Annotated in this window: 16 protein-coding genes; 8 read left to right on the plus strand and 8 right to left on the minus strand. The window is 72.1% G+C overall.

What is annotated here, in order from left to right; translation table 11 throughout:
* Positions 1–38: 38 nt before the first annotated feature.
* Positions 39–491 (minus strand): DUF4442 domain-containing protein, encoded by a 453-nt coding sequence (locus ACWGDX_RS12835; RefSeq protein WP_453624943.1) that lies wholly within the window; start codon positions 489–491, stop codon positions 39–41.
* Positions 492–585: 94 nt separating this feature from the next.
* Here ACWGDX_RS12835 and ACWGDX_RS12840 point away from each other — a divergent pair, with 94 nt between their 5' ends.
* From ACWGDX_RS12840 to ACWGDX_RS12850, 3 genes are all read left to right on the plus strand, one after another.
* A complete protein-coding gene (locus ACWGDX_RS12840; RefSeq protein WP_453624945.1) occupies positions 586–1677 on the plus strand; it encodes a hypothetical protein in 1092 nt (363 codons plus the stop codon).
* Between the two features lie 40 nt (positions 1678–1717).
* A complete protein-coding gene (locus ACWGDX_RS12845; protein ID WP_453624947.1) occupies positions 1718–3067 on the plus strand; it encodes an MFS transporter in 1350 nt (449 codons plus the stop codon).
* 88 nt (positions 3068–3155) lie between these two features.
* Complete coding sequence (locus ACWGDX_RS12850; protein ID WP_453624949.1) at positions 3156–4256, plus strand: enoyl-CoA hydratase/isomerase family protein; 1101 nt, start codon at positions 3156–3158, stop codon at positions 4254–4256.
* Between the two features lie 65 nt (positions 4257–4321).
* Here ACWGDX_RS12850 and ACWGDX_RS12855 read toward each other — a convergent pair whose 3' ends face one another.
* Positions 4322–5023 carry a TVP38/TMEM64 family protein gene (locus tag ACWGDX_RS12855; RefSeq protein ID WP_453624951.1) on the minus strand — a complete coding sequence of 234 codons (702 nt, stop codon included), beginning with the start codon at positions 5021–5023 and terminating at the stop codon, positions 4322–4324.
* Between the two features lie 165 nt (positions 5024–5188).
* Between ACWGDX_RS12855 and ACWGDX_RS12860 the strand changes: the two genes are divergently transcribed.
* The 3 genes from ACWGDX_RS12860 (at position 5189) to ACWGDX_RS12870 (ending at position 8373) form a co-directional block, all read left to right on the plus strand.
* Positions 5189–5905, plus strand: coding sequence for a DNA alkylation repair protein (locus tag ACWGDX_RS12860; protein WP_453624953.1), 717 nt, complete (start codon positions 5189–5191; stop codon positions 5903–5905).
* A gap of 318 nt (positions 5906–6223) precedes the next feature.
* Positions 6224–7393 carry an elongation factor Tu gene (tuf, locus tag ACWGDX_RS12865; protein ID WP_382855393.1) on the plus strand — a complete coding sequence of 390 codons (1170 nt, stop codon included), beginning with the start codon at positions 6224–6226 and terminating at the stop codon, positions 7391–7393.
* 134 nt (positions 7394–7527) lie between these two features.
* On the plus strand, positions 7528–8373 hold the full coding sequence (locus ACWGDX_RS12870; RefSeq protein WP_453624955.1) for a spermidine synthase: 846 nt from the start codon (positions 7528–7530) through the stop codon (positions 8371–8373).
* Between the two features lie 117 nt (positions 8374–8490).
* Here the strand turns inward: ACWGDX_RS12870 and ACWGDX_RS12875 are convergent, their stop codons facing one another.
* The gene (locus ACWGDX_RS12875; protein WP_453624957.1) at positions 8491–9198 is read right to left on the minus strand and encodes an RraA family protein; all 708 of its coding nucleotides are present in this window, start codon (positions 9196–9198) and stop codon (positions 8491–8493) included.
* Between the two features lie 294 nt (positions 9199–9492).
* Between ACWGDX_RS12875 and ACWGDX_RS12880 the strand changes: the two genes are divergently transcribed.
* Positions 9493–10533, plus strand: coding sequence for an alcohol dehydrogenase catalytic domain-containing protein (locus ACWGDX_RS12880; protein ID WP_453624959.1), 1041 nt, complete (start codon positions 9493–9495; stop codon positions 10531–10533).
* A gap of 45 nt (positions 10534–10578) precedes the next feature.
* Here the strand turns inward: ACWGDX_RS12880 and ACWGDX_RS12885 are convergent, their stop codons facing one another.
* Positions 10579–11535 carry an AraC family transcriptional regulator gene (locus tag ACWGDX_RS12885; protein WP_453624961.1) on the minus strand — a complete coding sequence of 319 codons (957 nt, stop codon included), beginning with the start codon at positions 11533–11535 and terminating at the stop codon, positions 10579–10581.
* A gap of 192 nt (positions 11536–11727) precedes the next feature.
* Here ACWGDX_RS12885 and ACWGDX_RS12890 point away from each other — a divergent pair, with 192 nt between their 5' ends.
* Positions 11728–12441: an SDR family oxidoreductase gene (locus ACWGDX_RS12890; RefSeq protein WP_453624963.1), complete on the plus strand. Its 714-nt coding sequence runs from the start codon at positions 11728–11730 to the stop codon at positions 12439–12441.
* A 17-nt stretch (positions 12442–12458) separates the two neighbouring features.
* On the opposite strand, the gene ACWGDX_RS12895 is transcribed toward ACWGDX_RS12890, so the two are convergent.
* The 4 genes from ACWGDX_RS12895 to ACWGDX_RS12910 all read right to left on the minus strand — a co-directional run bounded on the left by ACWGDX_RS12895 (position 12459) and on the right by ACWGDX_RS12910 (position 18429).
* Positions 12459–12986: an N-acetyltransferase gene (locus ACWGDX_RS12895; protein WP_453624965.1), complete on the minus strand. Its 528-nt coding sequence runs from the start codon at positions 12984–12986 to the stop codon at positions 12459–12461.
* A 148-nt stretch (positions 12987–13134) separates the two neighbouring features.
* On the minus strand, positions 13135–14124 hold the full coding sequence (meaB, locus tag ACWGDX_RS12900; protein WP_453624967.1) for a methylmalonyl Co-A mutase-associated GTPase MeaB: 990 nt from the start codon (positions 14122–14124) through the stop codon (positions 13135–13137).
* 4 nt (positions 14125–14128) lie between these two features.
* Positions 14129–16504: a methylmalonyl-CoA mutase gene (gene scpA, locus ACWGDX_RS12905; protein WP_453624969.1), complete on the minus strand. Its 2376-nt coding sequence runs from the start codon at positions 16502–16504 to the stop codon at positions 14129–14131.
* Positions 16504–18429, minus strand: coding sequence for a methylmalonyl-CoA mutase family protein (locus ACWGDX_RS12910; RefSeq protein ID WP_453624971.1), 1926 nt, complete (start codon positions 18427–18429; stop codon positions 16504–16506). The genes scpA and ACWGDX_RS12910 overlap by 1 nt, the downstream gene beginning before the upstream one ends.
* Between the last annotated feature and the right edge of the window lie 129 nt (positions 18430–18558).

Genomic DNA, 18558 nt, shown 5'->3' on the forward strand with positions numbered 1-18558 from the left:
GGCGCACGCCGGGCAGCCTACCCGGTGGCCGGGGTCGGTCAGGAGTGCGGGCGGAGGGTCCAGACGACCGTCATCTCACCTGTCACCGCGCCGTCCGCTCGCGTCAGGGAGACGGTCACCGGGAATTCAGGACGCTCCCCCGCGTCCAGTTCGGCGACGACCTCGGCCACGGGGCGGCCCAGGGCCGCGGTGGCGGTGACGGTCCCCATGGCGAGTTTCTTGTAGCCGATTTCCGCCTTGACAGCGAGCGGAACCGCCCTTTCGAGCTGGTTTCCGAAGGCGGCGAGCACGATCGCGCCACTGGCGGACTCGCCCAGGGTGAACATCGCGCCGGCGTGCGGTCCGCCGACATGGTTGTGATACGCGGGCCGGTCGGGCAGCCGGACGACGGCACGCTCCGGGGTGGTCTCCAGGAATTCCAGTCCCAGGGTCCCGGCCATGGGGACCGTGGCGGCGAGCATCTCGCCGACGGACATCTGCTCAGCGCTCATGGAACGCGATGTTACCCACGAGTAGAGGAGCTTGGCCATCCCCTGACGGGGCGGACGTGGCAGCGGTGGGACGACCCCTCTATGGTTACTCGCCATGTGGCCAGGACAGCAGCCGCCCGGGGGCGAGCAGAACCCGCAGGACCAGCAGCCCAATCCGTACCAGCAGCCCGGATACCAGCAGCCGAATCCCTATCAGCAGCCCGGGTACCAGCAGCCGAACCCCTACCAGCAGCCGGGACAGCAGCAGGGGTATCCGCAGCAGGGGTACCAGCAGCCCAACCCGTACCAGCAGCCGACCACCCCGCAGTACGTCATGCCCGAGCAGCAGGGACAGCCCGGACCGCCCGGTCCGCCCGGACCCTCGCCGGACAAGAGGAGCACGACGGTCATCGCCGTGGTCGCCGCCGCGGTCGTGGTGGTCGCCGCCGCGGGCACCGCGTTCTTCGTGATGAACAAGGACGACGGAACGGCCGACAAGGCCGCCGACGATCCCAAGGCCTCGGCGTCCGCCTCCGGGCCCGCGGAGCCGAGCGCGGACGCGCCGAGCGACAACCCCCGGGCCGGCGAGGAGAGCAAGCCGCAGATCGAGGGCTGGAAGGTCGTCACCAACCCGAAGCACGGAACACGGTTCGACGTCCCCGCCGACTGGGAGGTCGCGGGCACCGGCGTCATATCCGGCTTCGAGGACCACAAGAAGAACGACGGCATGCCCGTCATCTCCTTCTCCGCACCCGCCTTCTACAAGTCCAAGTGGTGCTCGCAGGACACCGACAAGAACGGGAAGCCGGAGGACAGCGGCCTCGGCGGCACCGGCACCAAGGGCGGCGCGGGCGCCAAGGACACGGCGACCGCCGCGAAGAACGAGGCGGGAAGCTGGGCCTGGGCCGCGTACGCCCAGCAGGAGCCGGAGGACAAGGTCAAGGAGAAGGTGAAGGTCACCGACGCCCAGCCGTACACCACCACGTCCGGGCTCAAGGGGCACTACGCGACGGCCGCCACCTCGGGTGTGACCAAAAAGAACAAGTGCGACACCGACGGCAAGTCGATCGCCTTCACCTTCACCAACGCCAAGGGCGACTACGCGACCTGGGTGCTCTACGCCAACAAGGGCGTGCCGGACGAGATCCCGGACGCGACGATCAAGCAGATCATGAGCACCGTACGGCTGACGGGCTCCTCGTCGTGACCGACCGGCGCTCGGGCGCCGAGTCGGGGACGGGCCCCGGATGAACCCTCCCGCCGACGCGGACCCCCGTGCCGCCCGCCGTTCCGCCCGCCGTGCCTTCCGGCGCCCTGCCCGGCGTCCCGGCCGCCGTCCCGCGTGGGCGGGCCGCAACTACACGCTGCTGACCGCCGCGGCGGTCGTCACCAATCTGGGCAGCCAGGGCGCGCTGGTGGCCTCGGCGTTCGCGGTGCTGGAGTCGGGCGGTGACGCGGGCGATGTCGGCCTGGTGGCCGCGGCCCGTACGGTTCCGCTCGTCCTCTTCCTGCTCATCGGCGGCGCGCTCGCCGACCGGCTGCCCCGGCACCGGGTGATGGTCGCGGCCAACGCGCTCAACTGCGTCTCGCAGGCGTCCTTCGCGGCGCTCGTACTCGCCGGTGAGCCACGGCTGTGGCAGATGATGGTGCTGGCCGGTCTGGGCGGTACCGGTCATGCCTTCTTCGGCCCGGCCTCCGAGGGCATGCTGATGTCCAGCGTCAGCGGTGAGCACGCGGGCCGTGCCTTCGCCCTCTACCGGATGGCGATGCACGGCGCGGGAATCGGCGGCGCGGCCCTGGGCGGCGCGCTGATCGCGGCGTTCGGGCCCGGCTGGGTCCTCGCCATCGACGCCGCCGCGTTCCTGGTGGCGGGATCGCTGCGTGCCTTCATCGATGTCAGCCATGTCCCGGCGCGTGAGCCCGGTGGCGGGATGCTCGCCGATCTGCGCGACGGCTGGCGGGAGTTCAGCGGAAGACCCTGGCTCTGGAGCATCGTCGTACAGTTCGCCGTGGTCAACGCGGTCGTCGTCGCGGCCGAGGCGGTGTACGGGCCGCTGGTCGCCAGGGACGAGCTGGGCGGCCCCGGCCCCTGGGGCCTCGCGCTCGCCGCCTTCGGCGCGGGCACCGTCGGCGGCGCGCTGCTGATGATGCGCTGGCGACCGTGCAGACTGCTGCTCGCGGGCACGCTCTGCGTCTTTCCGCTCGCGCTTCCGTCGGCCGGGCTCGCGGTGCCGCTGTCCGCCGCGGGACTGGCGGCGGTGATGTTCCTGACGGGCGTCTCCGTCGAGGTCTTCGGTGTGTCCTGGATGACGGCTCTGCATCAGGAGATTCCCGAGGAGAAGCTCTCGCGCGTCTCGGCCTACGACTGGCTGGGCTCGATCGGTATGGTCCCGCTGGCCACGGCGCTCGCGGGACCGGCGGAGAGCGTCTTCGGGCGGAGCGCGGCGCTCTGGGGCTGCTCGGCGCTGATCGTCCTGCTGACGGCCGCGGTCCTGGCCGTCCCCGACGTACGCCGGCTGACCCGCCGCACCACGAAGGTCGCCGCCGATCGGTCCTCGGTCACCGGAGCGGCCGATTCGGCCCGCAGTCCGGGCTGACCCGCACCCGCCGGGCCGGACCGCCCCAAGTGCCGTGCCCCGCAAGGCGGTCGTCCGCCGGCTCCGGGCGTGCCGGATACTGGGCGGCATGGTCCACGACGACGAACCGGTACTGCTCGGCCGGGCGGGTCGCACCGCCCACATCACACTCAACCGCCCCCGCGCTCTCAACGCCCTCACCCACCCCATGGTCCTGCGGATCTCCGAGGCCCTCGCGGAGTGGGAGGACGACGAAAGCGTCACGGCGGTCCTGCTCTCGGGCGCGGGCGAGCGCGGGCTGTGCGCCGGCGGCGACATCCGCGCGGTCCATGAGGATGTGCGCGCGGGAGGCTCCGCCTCGCCCGCCTTCTGGCGCGACGAGTACCGGCTCAACGCCCGTATCGCCCGCTTCCCCAAGCCCTATGTCGCGCTGATGGACGGCATCGTGATGGGCGGCGGTGTCGGTGTCTCGGCGCACGGCGGTCCGCGGATCGTCACCGAACGGTCCTCGGTCGCCATGCCCGAGACCGCGATCGGTCTGGTCCCCGATGTGGGCGGCACCTATCTGCTCTCCCGCGCGCCGGGTGAGCTCGGCACGCATCTCGCCCTGACCGGCGCGGCGGTGGGCGCGGCGGACGCGCTGCTCTGCGGGCTCGCGGACCACTTCGTACCCTCGGAGCGGCTCGCCGCACTGCGCGCCGCACTGGCCGGACCCGCGGTACGCGAGGCGGCGGACGTCATCGGGACGGTACGTCGGTACGGTACGGCCGCGCCCGAGGGACGGCTCGCCGCGGACCGCGAGTGGATCGACGCCTGTTACGCGGCCGGCACGGTGGAGGAGATCGTCGAGCGGCTGCTCGCCGTCGGCCTGCCCGCGGCGAAGGAGGCCGCCGAGACGATCCTGACCCGGTCGCCCACCGCGCTCAAGGCAACCCTCGAAGCGATGCGCAGGGCCCGCCGGCTGCCGACGCTGGAGCGGGTGCTCGACCAGGAGTACCGGACCTCCTGCGCCGCGCTGGCCACCCCCGATCTGCTGGAGGGCATCCGCGCGCAGGTCGTCGACAAGGACCGCAGACCGCGGTGGTCACCGAGGGAACTGGCGGAGGTCACCGAGGCCGATGTGGCGCGGTTCTTCACGCCGCCGCCGGGCGGCGACCTCGGACTCGGCGACGAAGCGCCCGGTGGCGGGGCCTCGGCTCCGGTCTCGTAGGGGCAGATCCGGCACGGGCACGGCGCGCGGGCGCGGGCGCGGGCGCGGGCATGGGGCGGCGGGGGTCAGCGGCGGAGGTGGTGGCGCTTGCGCCAGGCGACCACCGCCGCGACCAGACCGGAGAGCACGATGAAGCCCATGGCGATCAGGAACACCGGTGACGTCGGCGAGGCGGCCCGGCTCCCCGCCACCACATAGGCCGCGTTGTTGGGGATCGAGCCGATGAGCGTCGCGAGCAGGAACGGCGTCCACCGCATATGCGAGACGGCCGCGCAGTAGTTGCTCGGGGCGAACGGCACCCCGGGGAAGAGCCGGATCGCCAGCATCGACCGGAAGCCGTGGGCGCTGAGCAGCCGGTCGGCCGCCTTCAGCCAGCGGCCCCGCAGCAGCGGGCGCAGCGCCTCCTGCCCGAGGAAGCGGCCGAGTCCGAAGGAGAGCGCGGCGCTCAGCACCGTCCCCGCGAGCGCGGCGGCCAGCCCGAGATAGGAGCCGAGAAGCGCGCCGGAGGCGATGTTGAGCAGCGGGCGCGGTACGAACGCCGTCGCGCACAGCCCGTACGCCACGGTGAACAGCACCACGGCGATACCGCCGCTGACATGCGGCGGCCAGCCGTCGGCGAGCAGCTTCTGCGGCTCGTACAGCAGCACCATGACGGCCGACGCGCCCAGCAGGGCCACGAGTAGGGAGAATCGCGCCCAGGGCGAGAGAAGCGCCCGGTAGCAACGGAGCGCGAAGCTTGGCGAGGACCGGGGTACGGGGGCGAGCACCCGGCGAGCGTAGCCGACGAAGATGACCGGTCGCCGGGCGCGAGATGGCGGTCACCCCCCAGCGGGCACAACAGAACGGACGGCTCCGGGGGAACGTCCGGAGAACGCGCAGGTCCCGGCACGGGTGTCAGCACGGGTGTCAGAGGTGGCCCGTAGGGTGCCCTTATGACGTCAGTGGTCACCCGGAAGCCGGCCGTACCGGACAGCGCGCTGTCCGACACCGTGCTGGAGAGGCTCACCACCGTGTACCCCACGGCGGCCGATCCGGTGCGCGCGGAGAAGTCCTTCGCGTACATGAAGGGGATCGCGCCCTTCCTCGGCATTCCCGCGCCGCGCTGCCGGGCACTGGCCCGTACGGTCCTGGAGGGCACCGCGCGCCCCGACGAGACGGACTGCGCGGCGATCGCCCTGCGCTGCTGGGAGCTGCCCGAGCGGGAGTACCAGTACTTCGCCGTGGACTATCTGCGCCGGTACAGCGGGCGCTGCTCGTCCGGGTTCCTGCCCGTCGTACGGCATCTCGTCGGCACCGTCCCCTGGTGGGACACCATCGATCCGCTCGCCGCTCATGTCGCGGGCGCGCTGGTGGCGGCCGATCCCGCGCTGAAGGCCGACATGGACCGGTGGATCGACGACGACAATCTCTGGGTCGCGCGTACGGCCCTGCTGCACCAGCTCGCTTACAAGGGCGGCACCGACACCGCGCGGCTCTTCGACTACTGCCTGCGCCGCGCCGGCCATCCCGACTTCTTCATCCGCAAGGCGATCGGCTGGTGTCTGCGGGAGTACGCGAAGACGGACCCGGCGGCGGTGCGGCAATTCGTCGAGGGGTCGAGGGACCGGCTGTCCCCGCTGTCGGTACGCGAGGCCCTGAAGCACTTCTGACGGCGGCACTTCTGACGGCCGCCCGCGCTGAGGGCCGCCCGCGCCGACGGCCGCCCGTCGGGTCAACCGGCCGCGGAGGGAAAACCATTCGACGCGGCGGCTGCCGTGGGCGAGGATCGGCGACATGTTCCGGTACGCCTTCCTCGCAGCGCCGTCCGCAGTCGCGGACGCGCCGAAGGCTGCCGCGTTCCCCTTCCTCGCGGCGCCCGTCGGCGGCGCCCGAAGCTGACCCTTCCCGGATCGTCCGGCGGACCCCGCAGGGGGAGGGTCGGCAAGGCCCGGGGGTCCCTCTCACGCTTCGAGTTCCTGGAAGGAACCATGCCCAAGACGGCATACGTGCGCACCAAGCCGCATCTGAACATCGGCACCATGGGCCACGTCGACCACGGCAAGACCACACTGACCGCGGCCATCACCAAGGTCCTCAGCGACCGCGGGACCGGCACCTTCGTACCGTTCGACCGGATCGACCGGGCGCCGGAGGAGGCCGCCCGGGGGATCACCATCAACATCTCGCACGTCGAGTACGAGACGGACACCCGGCACTACGCCCATGTGGACATGCCGGGCCACGCCGACTACATCAAGAACATGGTGACCGGCGCCGCCCAGCTCGACGGGGCGATCCTCGTCGTCTCCGCGCTCGACGGGATCATGCCGCAGACCGCCGAGCATGTGCTGCTCGCCCGCCAGGTCGGTGTCAACCACATCGTCGTCGCCCTCAACAAGGCCGACGCGGGCGACGACGAGCTGAGCGACCTGGTCGAGCTGGAGGTGCGCGAGCTGCTCACCGAGCACGGCTACGGCGGCGACGCGGCGCCCGTCATCCGGGTGTCGGGGCTGCGCGCCCTGGAGGGGGACCCGCGCTGGACCGCGGCCGTGGAGGCGCTGCTCGACGCCGTCGACACCTATGTGCCGATGCCGGTCCGGTACACGGACGCGCCGTTCCTGCTCCCGGTGGAGAACGTGCTCACCATCACCGGGCGCGGCACGGTGGTCACCGGCGCCGTCGAGCGCGGCACGGTGCGCGTGGGTGACCGGGTGGAGGTGCTGGGCGCCGGTGTGGAGACGGTGGTCACCGGTCTGGAGACCTTCGGCAAGCCGATGGAGTCCGCCGAGGCCGGGGACAATGTCGCGCTGCTGCTGCGGGGGATGCCGCGTGACGCGGTGCGCCGAGGCCATGTGGTGGCGGCGCCGGGCAGTCTCGTACCGAGCAGGCGCTTCACCGCGCGGGTGTATGTGCTCTCGGCGCGCGAGGGCGGCCGTACCACCGCGGTCGGCAGCGGGTACCGGCCGCAGTTCTACATCCGTACGGCGGACGTGGTCGGCGACATCGACCTCGGCGAGAGGGGGGTCGCGCGCCCCGGGGACACGGTCACGCTGACCGTGGAGCTGGGCCGGGACGTACCGCTGGAGCCGGGGCTCGGTTTCGCGATCCGTGAGGGCGGCCGTACGGTCGGCGCCGGCACGGTCACCTCGCTGCTCTGACGAGTCCGGCGGACCTCCGGGTCCATGGGTCCCGTGTCCGTCCCCTCCCGTGTCCGTCTCTCCTCCCGCGTCCGTCTCCCCGCTCCGGGGAGGCGGGCGCGGGACCGTACGCGCGCACGGCGCACAATGGGACGGTGAACGAGCCGATCCCCGTCATCCGCGCCGTGGACCGCGGCACCGCGAAGCTGCTGCCCGATGTGGACCGGGAGCGGGCCTGGCTGCTGACGGTCGACGGAGCGCCCCAGTCGTATGTCGATCTGGACGACCCGGCGCATCTGGAGTTCGAGTACGTACGGCGTCTCGCCCATGTCGTCGACTGCGCCGCCGGGGACGGCGAGCCGCTCACGGTGCTCCATCTCGGCGGCGGTGGCTGCACACTGCCCCGCTATGTGGCCGCGACCCGGCCGGGCTCGGCGCAGTGTGTGGTGGAGGCCGACGCGGGGCTGCTGGCGCTGGTCGCGGAGCGGCTGCCCCTGCCGGACGGCAGCGGGATCACCGTACGGGGCGCGGATGCCCGGCACTGGCTCGAAGCCGCGCCCGCGCGCTCGGCGGATGTACTGATCGCGGATGTGTTCGGCGGCTCCCGGGTGCCCGCGCACATCACCTCCGTCGAGTACGCGCGGGAAGCCGCGCGGGTGCTCAGGGCGGACGGGGTCTACGCCGCCAATCTCGCGGACGGCGCGCCCTTCGACTTCCTCCGCTCCCAACTGGCCACCTTCGCGGCGGTCTTCGCGGAGCTGGCCCTGATCGCGGAGCCGGGCGTGCTCCGCGGCCGGCGTTTCGGCAACGCCGTGCTGGTCGCCTCGCAGGAGCCCATCGACACGGCCGCGCTGGCCCGCCGTACCGCGTCCGACGCCTTTCCCGCCCGGGTCGAACACGGCGCGTCGCTACGGCGGTTCACCGGGGCCGCGACGGTGGTACGGGACAGCGGGGCGGTGCCCTCGCCCCGGCCGCCGGAGGGAGCTTTCAGCATCGGCTGAGGCCCGGTGCCGGCCGGGGCGGCTGGCACGGGCCCGGTGGGGGCGGAGTGGCACGCGCCGCCAGCCCCGGCGGGACACCCGGGGGCCCTGGGGCCTGGGCCTCCCTGGCCGCCGGTGTCACTCCTCGATGGCTCCGCCCACGGCCCGCAGATGGTCGCGGAAGGTCAGGGAAGGCGTCCGCCGACGGGCGGCGAGATAGGCGTCGAACCGTACCTGGCCGCGCAGGGACTCACCGGAACGGATGCGCTCGGCCTGGCGCCGCTCGGTGTCACGGATGGTCTCCGCGAGCGTCAGAAGGTCCTCGGCACGGTCGGCCGGTACGAAGAGCACACCGTCGTCGTCGCCCAGGACCAGATCCTCGCGCCCCACCGTCCACTCCCCCACGGTGGCGGACTCCACCGCGCCGTCGGGACGGGGGTCGAGGCGCTGAGGGCCGGTCGGGGTCGCTCCCGTGCTGAAGACCGGCAGCCCGATCTCGCGGATGTCGGCGGTGTCGCGGTGCAGCCCCCAGATCACCACACCCGCCAGCCCCGCGGCCCCGGCCTCCAGCACCACGAGATCGCCGACACACGCCTCGTCGGTGCGTCCGCCGTTGTCGACCACCAGCACATCACCGGGCGCGGCCTGTTCGAACGCCTCCAGAAAGATGTCGACACTGCCGGCGTGACGGGCGGGACACACCCGGCCCGCCACCCGGCCGCCCGGGACGACAGCCCGTACGGACGGCGGCGCACAGCGCACCGGGACCCGGGCGCGGATACAGGCGTCCGCGACATGGGCGGTGGTCAGCGTCGCGAACCGCCGGCCGAGCTCCTGGTGATCCATACGGTGTCCCCTCTCGCATACGCACACGTCCGAGGCCCTCCTCGGACACGGCGTCCAGCCTTTCACGGCGCGACCCCGCCGGAGAGCGGCGGGCCCCGCCCCGGGACACGGCCCCGTCCTGGAACGCGGCTCCCGCCCCAGGACGCGGCTCCCGTCCTGGAATGCGGCGGGAGCCGCCGGGACGGAGACTGGAGTGACCGGTACACGCCCATGGGCGGCGCCTACGGGCGCGCGGAGCGGCCGGCGGACCGCCGGCCCGCGCATGGACATCCCCAGACGTCATGGGAGCCAGCGATGACCAGCACCAAGACCCGTACCTACCGCGCCATGCAGGTCGACCGGCCCGGTGCGGCTCCACACCTCGTCGAGAAGGAGTTCCGCGAGCCCGGCCCCGGCCATGTGCGGGTGGCCGTCGAGGCCTGCGGCGTCTGCCACACCGATTCCATGATGATCGACGGCGGGTTCCCCGGGGCGTCGTTCCCCCTGGTCCCGGGCCATGAGATCGCCGGACGGATCGACGCCGTCGGCGACGGTGTCGAGGAGTTCGAGCCGGGGCAGCGCGTCGCCGTCGGCTGGTTCGGCGGCAACTGCGGGCACTGCACGGCGTGTCGTGACGGTGACGCCATCAACTGCGCCACCCTTCAGACCCCGGGTCTGGCCTATCCCGGCGGCTACGCCGACACGGTCGTGGTGCCGGCCTCGGCCCTGGCCCGTATCCCGGACGGCTTCAGCTTCGTCGACAGCGCGCCGATGGGCTGCGCCGGTGTCACCGTGTGCAACGCGCTCAGCCGCAGTGCCGCGCGCCCCGGTGATGTCGTCGCCATCCTCGGCATCGGCGGACTCGGCCATCTCGGCGTGCAGTTCGCGGACAAGATGGGATTCGAGACCGTCGCCATCGCACGCGGGGAGGACAAGGAGCCGCTCGCCCGTGAACTGGGGGCGCGTCACTACATCGACAACCGGTCCCAGGACGTCGCGGCGGAGCTGCGGGCCCTCGGCGGGGCCAAGGTGGTCCTCACCACCGCGACCAACAGCGAAGCGGCGACCGACACCCTGGCCGGGCTGGACCACCGGGGCGAACTGATCGTCGTCGCGCTTCAGCGGGAGCCGCTCCGGATCGGCACGAACCAGTTGATCACCGGCACCCGCAAGGTGTACGGACATGCCTCCGGCACCTCGCGCGAGGTCGAGGAGACCCTGCGCTTCGCCGCCCTCACCGGCGTCCGGCCCATGACCGAGGAAGTACCGCTCACCGAGGCCGGCCCGGCGCTGGACAGGATGCTCGCGGGCAAGGCCCGCTTCCGTATGGTCCTGACCTCCGGTCCCGGACACTGAGGTCCCGGCCGCTGAGGTCCCGGCCGCTGAGCGCTCACCGAGCGCTCATACGGGGGCGGCGGCCGGGGCGCGCCGCGGGTCCGTGGCGCGCGATGCGATCCGGTACTGGCCGGGAGCCTGGGAGCGGGCGCGCCGGAAGGCACGGCTGAAGGCGTACACCGAGGTGTAGCCGACGGAGCGGGCGATGGCCTCCAGCGGTTCGTCGCTGTCCCTGAGCCGCACCGCGGCCAGATCCATGCGCCATCGCGTGAGATAGCCGCCGGGGGTCTCGCCCGCCACGCTGAGGAAACGCCGCGAGAGGGTGGTGCGTGACACGGCCAGCTCGGCCGCGAGGCTGTCCACGGTCCAGGCCCGCGCGGGGTCGTGGTGGAGTTTCGTCATGGCGACGCTCACGAGCGGATCGCCGAGCACTCCCAGCCATGTCCCGCGCAGTTCGTCCGCCTTTCTGGTGAGCAGGACCCGCAGGAGCTGGACGAGGAGGACGTCCACCAGGCGGTTGAGGACGACGGCGGTCGCGACCTGGGTGTGGACGAGTTCCCGGGCGAGCAGCCGGACGGTGTCGTCCAGGCCGCTGCCGCTGTTGTCCGCGCGGAGGTGGACGACCTCCGGGAGCAGGGTCAGGATCTGGAGGGAGACGGCCGGGTCGTACTCGTAGGAAGCCCCCAGGACATGCGTCCGGACCTCCCCGGAGCCGAAGCGCAGCACTCCCGCCTCGGCCTTGGCCTGGGCCGCCGCCTCGCAGTCGCATGCCCGGATCTCGGTGTCCGGAGCGCTGCTGAGTGTGTGCTCGGCTCCGTTCGGCAGGAGCACGACATCTCCCGGCATGAGCTGGAACGGCGGCCGGCCGGGCAGTCCGAGCCAGGCGGTGCCCGCGGTGACGGCGTAGAAGGCCGCGCCGCGGATGCCGCTCCACCGGACGCCCCATTCCTCGGCGGCCTCGATCCTGGCTCCCAGAGTGCCGCGGACGCCGGTCACCGCCAGTACGTCGGAGAGGAGGTCCATGAGGGTGACCGTAGACCGCTCCCTGTTCCACGTCCATTCTCCGTGGTGCCCATTGGTGTCGGCGGTCCGGCGAGCGTGCTACAGACGGATATGTTCGCGCCCCTTTCAGGTATCGCCCGTGCTCCCCTCTCCCCCGTACGTTCGATGGCGTACCGGCCCGTCGGGGCCGGTGATCGGATGGAGGAACAGGGCATGCGAATTTCCGGCTCGACCGCGCTGGTGACCGGCGCGAACCGTGGCATCGGCCGTCATCTCGCCGAGGAGCTGCTGAAGCGGGGCGCGAAGGTCTACGCGACGGCGCGGCGTCCCGAGAGCGTCGGCGTTCCGGGCGTGGAGGTGCTCCGGCTCGACATCACCGATCCCGTGTCGGTCAAGGCGGCGGCCGCGGCCGCCCAGGACGTCGATCTGCTGATCAACAACGCGGGCATCGCCACCGGCACGAACCTTGTCACCGGTGATGTCGACACCATCCGCCTGGAGCTGGACACGCACTTCTGGGGCACTCTCGACATGGTGCGCGCCTTCGCCCCGGTGCTGGCCGCCAACGGCGGGGGAGCGATCGTGAACGTGCTGTCCGCCGCGTCGTGGTTCTCGTACGACGGGAACAACGCCTACAGCGTCGCGAAGTCGGCCGAGTGGAGCCTGACCAATGGCGTCCGCCTCGAACTCGCCGGTCAGAACACCCTGGTGACCGGTGTGATCCTGGGCGCGGCGGACACCGAGATCATGGCGGGCGTCGACTACGACGGGCCCCTGCTCGACCCCGCCGATGTCGCGCGCGCGGCTCTGGACGGTGTGGAGGCGCGCGAGGTCGAGGTCGTCGTCGGCGACTGGAGCGCACACGTCAAGGCGTCGCTGGCCGCGGACCCGAGCGAGTTCTACGGGCGGCTCCCCGCGGCCTCCTGATCCGCGCCGGTCCCGCTTCAGTGGCCGCCGGGTGACGGTCGGACAGCGTCAGGAGAGGCATCCGGCAGGGCGAGCCAGTCCTGCCAGGAGAGATCGCGTCCGAGGTAGCGCGGCCGTTCGAAGGGCCAGGTCCCGGCGATCCAGCGTGGCACGAGTCCGTCCAGGTCGGCCTCCAGCGGGGTGCCGACCCGGTCGTCCACGACCCACCACGAGATCTCGGCGTCGGCACCGGTCTTCTCCGGCGGGTCGATGTACACACAGCCGAGGAGAGCGGTGCCCGCGTCGTCGAACAGCGCGTAGTTGAAGGACTTGTGCGCCGCGATCTCGACCTCGTGGCGCACCAGGTCGGCCCGGTCCTCCTCGTAGGTCATGGTCGCCGGCGGCCAGCCCCACGCCTTCCCGAAGATCGACCAGAGACGCTCGCGCGAACCCATCACGGCCGGGTAGTCGAGGTCGGTGTCCGCGCCCGATATCGGACGCAGATGGTAGCCGCCGGGAAGCGCGACACGGACGGGATGGACGAAATCAGCGGGCAGCCAGCTCATGCCCGGAGGCTAATCGCCGGCCCCCCACCGCGCATCCGGTTAAACCCCGCGCCCGCACCGCACCCGCGCCTCGGGCGCGCACCGCCCCGGACCGCTGGCGCGCACCGCCCCGCACCAGGCCCCCCGCACCAGCCCCCGCCGGGAGGCACTACACCGGGAGGCGCAGCGCCTCGATGATCCGTTCCGCCGCCAGCGTCGCCGTCAGCGTCCCCTCCCGTACGCCCTGTTCCAGCGCCGGTGTCAGCTCCCGTACCCCCGGATGCTCCCGCAGCCGGTCCAGGAGGTGGTCCCGGACCATCGACCAGGTCCAGTCGACCTGCTGATCGCTGCGCTTCCTGGCCAGCCGGCCGTCCGCGCCGAGGACCGCGCGGTGCTGTTCCAGCCGCTCCCACACCGCGTCCAGGCCCGTGCCCTCCCCCGCGCTGCAACTGAGCACGGGTGGTGTCCATGCCGCGTCCGCCGGGTGCATCAGCCGCAGCGCGCCGGCGAGTTCACGCGCGGCGGAGCGCGCGTCGCGTTCGTGCGGGCCGTCGGCCTTGTTGACGGCGATGACGTCCGCCAGTTCCAGCACGCCCTTCTTGATGCCCTGGAGCTGGTCGCCGGTTCGCGCGAGGCTGAGCAGCAGGAAGGAGTCGACCATATTGGCCACGGTCGTCTCCGACTGGCCGACGCCCACGGTCTCCACCAGGACCACGTCGTACCCCGCGGCCTCCATCACGATGATGGTCTCCCGGGTCGCCTTGGCGACGCCCCCCAGTGTGCCCGCCGTGGGCGACGGGCGTACGAACGCCGCCGGGTCCACCGCCAGCCGCTCCATCCGGGTCTTGTCGCCCAGGATGGAGCCGCCCGTCCTGGTGGAGGACGGGTCGACGGCGAGCACCGCGACCCGGTGGCCGAGGCCCGTGAGCAGCGTCCCGAGCGCGTCGATGAAGGTGGATTTCCCGACGCCGGGCACACCGCTGATCCCGATCCTGCGCGCCTTCCCCGAGTGCGGCAGCAGCTCGGTCAGAAGCTTCTGGGCCAGCCCGCGGTGGTCGGGCCTGGTGGACTCGACCAGGGTGACCGCACGGGCGATGTACGAACGGGAGCCGCCCAGCACACCCTTGGCGTAACTGTCGATGTCGATCCGTGGTGCCACGCGCTCACCGCTCAGGGCCGGAGACGGCGGTTCCGTCACCCGCGCCGCCGGAGAAGGACCCGGCGGACCCCGCGGACGGGGCGGACCCCGCGGACGGGGCGGACCCGTCATCCGTTCCCCCGGAGAGGGCGTCATGCCCCAGCGCCGCCCTCAGCGCGCTCAGCAGATCCCGTGCCGCGTCCGGGATCACCGTGCCCGGCGGGAAGACCGCCGCGGCGCCGGCCCGGCGCAGTTCCTCGATGTCCTGCGGCGGGATCACCCCGCCGACGACGATCATGATGTCCTCCCGGCCCTCGGCCGCGAGCTGCTCGCGCAGCGCCGGTACGAGCGTGAGATGCCCGGCCGCCAGCGAGGAGACACCGACGATATGGACGTCCGCCTCGACCGCCTGCCGCGCGACCTCGCCCGGCGTCTGGAACAGCGGGCCGACATCGACGTCGAAGCCCAGGTCCGCGAAGGCCGTCGCGATCACCTTCTGGCCGCGGTCATGCCCGTCCTGCCCCATCTTGGCCACCAGGATGCGCGGACGGCGCCCCTCGGCCCGTTCGAAGTCCTCGACCACGGCACGGGTGTGCTCGACGGCCGGGGAGGTGCCTGCCTCGTTCCGGTACACACCGGAGATCGTACGGATCTGGCCCGAGTGGCGCCCGTACACCTTCTCCAGGGCGTCCGAGATCTCGCCGACGGTGGCCATCGCACGGGCCGCGTTCACCGCGAGTGCCAGCAGATTCCCGTCCAGGCCGTCGCCGGCGCCGCCTGCCGTGCCCGCGCCGCCGGCGCCACCGCCGCCACCCGCCCGCGCCGCCGCGCTGAGCGCGCGCAGCGCGTCCTGGCAGGCGTTCTCGTCGCGCTCGGCGCGCAGCCGGCGCAGCTTCTCGATCTGCTGGGTCCGCACCGCCGAGTTGTCGACCTTGAGGACGTCGATCTTCTCGTCCGTCTCCACCCGGTACTTGTTGACGCCGATGACCGGCTGGCGCCCCGAGTCGATCCGCGCCTGGGTACGGGCGGCGGCCTCCTCCACACGGAGTTTGGGGATTCCGGCGTCGATGGCCTGGGCCATACCGCCCGCCGCCTCGACCTCCTCGATGTGCCGCCAGGCGCGCCGCGCCAGGTCGTACGTCAGTCTCTCGACGTACGCGCTGCCGCCCCAGGGGTCGGTCACCCGGCATGTGCCCGACTCCTGCTGGAGCAGCAGCTGGGTGTTGCGGGCGATCCGGGCCGAGAAGTCGGTGGGCAGGGCCAGCGCCTCGTCCAGCGCGTTCGTGTGCAGCGACTGGGTGTGTCCCTGGGTGGCGGCCATCGCCTCCACACAGGTGCGGGTGACGTTGTTGAAGACGTCCTGCGCGGTGAGCGACCAGCCGGAGGTCTGCGAATGGGTGCGCAGGGAGAGCGACTTGGCGTTCTGGGGGTCGAATTTCTTGACGAGCTTGGCCCACAGCAGCCGGGCCGCCCGCAGTTTGGCGATCTCCATGAAGAAGTTCATGCCGATGGCCCAGAAGAAGGAGAGCCGCGGCGCGAACGCGTCCACGTCGAGCCCCGCCCCGATTCCGGCGCGCAGATACTCCACCCCGTCCGCGAGGGTGTAGGCCAGCTCCAGATCGGCCGTCGCGCCGGCTTCCTGGATGTGATAGCCGGAGATGGAGATGGAGTTGTAGCGCGGCATCTTCCGCGAGGTGTACGCGAAGATGTCGGAGATGATCCGCATCGACGGCTTCGGCGGATAGATATAGGTGTTGCGGACCATGAACTCCTTGAGGATGTCGTTCTGGATGGTCCCGGCCAGCTTCTCCGGCGGTACACCCTGTTCCTCGGCGGCCACGATGTAGAGGGCGAGTACGGGCAGCACGGCGCCGTTCATCGTCATCGACACGCTCATCCGGTCCAGCGGGATGCCGTCGAAGAGCTGCCGCATGTCGTAGATGGAGTCGATGGCCACGCCCGCCATACCGACATCGCCGGTCACCCGTGGATGGTCGCTGTCGTAGCCGCGGTGGGTCGGCAGGTCGAAGGCGACGGACAGGCCCTTCTGCCCGGCGGCGAGATTGCGCCGGTAGAAGGCGTTGGACTCCTCGGCGGTGGAGAACCCCGCGTACTGCCGGATCGTCCAGGGCTGGTTGACGTACATCGTGGGGTACGGGCCGCGCAGATACGGCGCGATGCCCGGGTAGGTGCCGAGGAAGTCCAGGCCCGCCGTGTCCCGCTCGGTGTAGAGCGGTTTGACGGCGATGCCCTCGGGGGTCTCCCAGACGAGTTCGCCGTCGGCGCGGCCGGTCCGCTCCTTGACGGCCGTACGCCACTGGTCCTCGGTCACACCGGCGGTGTCACCGGGGACCGGTCCGCTGTCGGTGAAGCCGATGCCGGCGAAGTCGGGGATCCCCATCACGCCACTCCCATCCGGTCGAGGACGGAGGTCAGGACGGCGACCGCGTCGCCGCCCGCGACGACGAACTCGTCGACCCCGGCCTCCAGATATGTCTCACGGTGCTCGCCGGGCCGGCCGGCGAGGAAGACCCGCGACGCGCCGGCGGACTTGAGCGCCGCGGCGACGGGCGCGGCCTGTTCGGTGTAGAGCGCGTCGCTGGAGCAGAGGCAGGCGACGGACGCTCCGCTGCGGGTGAAGGCGTCGGCGGCGGTGTCCGCGTCGACCGACACCGGCTCATGGACCGGTTCGATCCCGCCGGCCTGGAAGAGGCTGGCGGCGAAGGTGGCCCGTGCCGTGTGCGCGGCGGCCGGTCCGAGAGCCGCCAGAAAGATCCGGGGCCGGGCGCCGGTGGCGGCGAGATGCGCGTCGGAGCGGGCGCGGAGCGCCTCGTACGCCTCGTCGCGGCGGACGACGGGCAGTCCGCCACCGGGAGGTTCGGGCGCCGGGTCCCGCTCCACCGAAGGCTGCGAGAGCTGCGGGAACTCGCTGACCCCGGTGATGGGTTCACGCCGCCGTGCGAGCTTGGCGGAGCGCTCCCGCCAGGTGCCGGAGAGCCGCTCCTCGATCAGTCCGCCGCGCAGGGCGGCGCGTTGACCGCCCGCGCGCTCGATCTCCTGGAACCACGCCCAGGCCGCGTGGGCGAGATCGTCGGTGAGCCGTTCCACGTACCAGGAGCCGCCCGCCGGATCGATGACCCGTCCGAGATGCGACTCCTCCAGCAGGATCGTCGAGGTGTTGCGCGCGATCCTGCGGGAGAAGGCGTCCGAGAGCCCGAGGGAATGGTCGAACGGCAGTACGGTCACGGCGTCGGCGCCGCCCATCCCGGCCGCCAGTGAAGCAATGGTGGTACGCAGCATGTTCACCCAGGGATCGCGCCGGGTCATCATCACCGGGGAGGTCACCGCGTGCTGGCGCTGCGCCCCGGCGGCGGGGGCGCCGCAGACCTCGGCCACCCGGGCCCAGAGCCTGCGCGCGGCACGGAGTTTGGAAATCGTGAGGAACTGGTCGGCGGTGGCCGCGTAACGGAATTCGAGCTGCCCGCACGCGGCTTCGACGGAGAGTCCGGCGGCGGTGAGCTCGCGCAGCCAGCCGACCCCGGTGGCGAGCGAACAGCCCAGCTCCTGGGCGTCCGAGGCACCGGCCTCGTGGTACGGCAGCGCGTCGACGGAGATGGCGCGCAGACCGGGGTACTCACGGTCGCAGAGCGCGGCGAGCGCCACGGCCTCCTCGGTGTGGCCGTCCGTCTCCCGTCCGGTACGGGCGAGCAGCGCGACGGGGTCGGCGCCGAGGGTGCCGCGCGCCTGATGACGCGCCACCCCGCGCTCGTCGTAGAGCCGGAGCAACTCCCGTGCGGCGGGCCCGAACGCGTCGCCCGCGTCGAGGGCGACGGGAGCCAGGTCGAGATACACACCCGTGAGGGCGGCGGCCAGACCGCTCACCGGGACTCCGGTGGCGCCGACCCCCAGCCACAGGGAGGTGACGCCGTTCTCCAGGTCGGCGAGCACGGCTTCATTGGCCTGCGCGGGATCGGGACGCGTATGACGCTGCCGTACGTCCCAGCCGGAGACGGCACCGCCCTCGGGCCGGCCGCCCCGGGTGAACGGCGCGAAACCCGGATAGCCGGCGGCCCCGGCAGAGCCGAGGGAACCCGAGGAGCCCGCGAAACCTGACGAGCCGTCGCCGGGCGCGTCCTCCGCGGTGTAGAGCGGACGGGTGATGAGCCCGTCCTGAAGCGTCGTGGCAAGTGCCTCCTCGGCGGCCGGCCCCGAGACATCACGGCCCGATTTACGCAGAACGCCTGCCACCAGGCTCTGCCAGTGCTCGCGGGTCGCGTCGGGAAACTCGGCGGCCAGGGAAAGCCCGTCGTCAGGCAGGACCGTCATGCCCAGATATTAGGACAGCACGCCGAACGAGCAGCAGAGCGCGTGCCTGTGAGCTATCCCTCTCCGCGATAAGCCATGTGTAGGACATTCACCGCACGGAAATGCCCTATGTGAGCACGTCTGGCAAGA

The sequence above is a fragment of the Streptomyces sp. NPDC055025 genome (assembly GCF_053608565.1).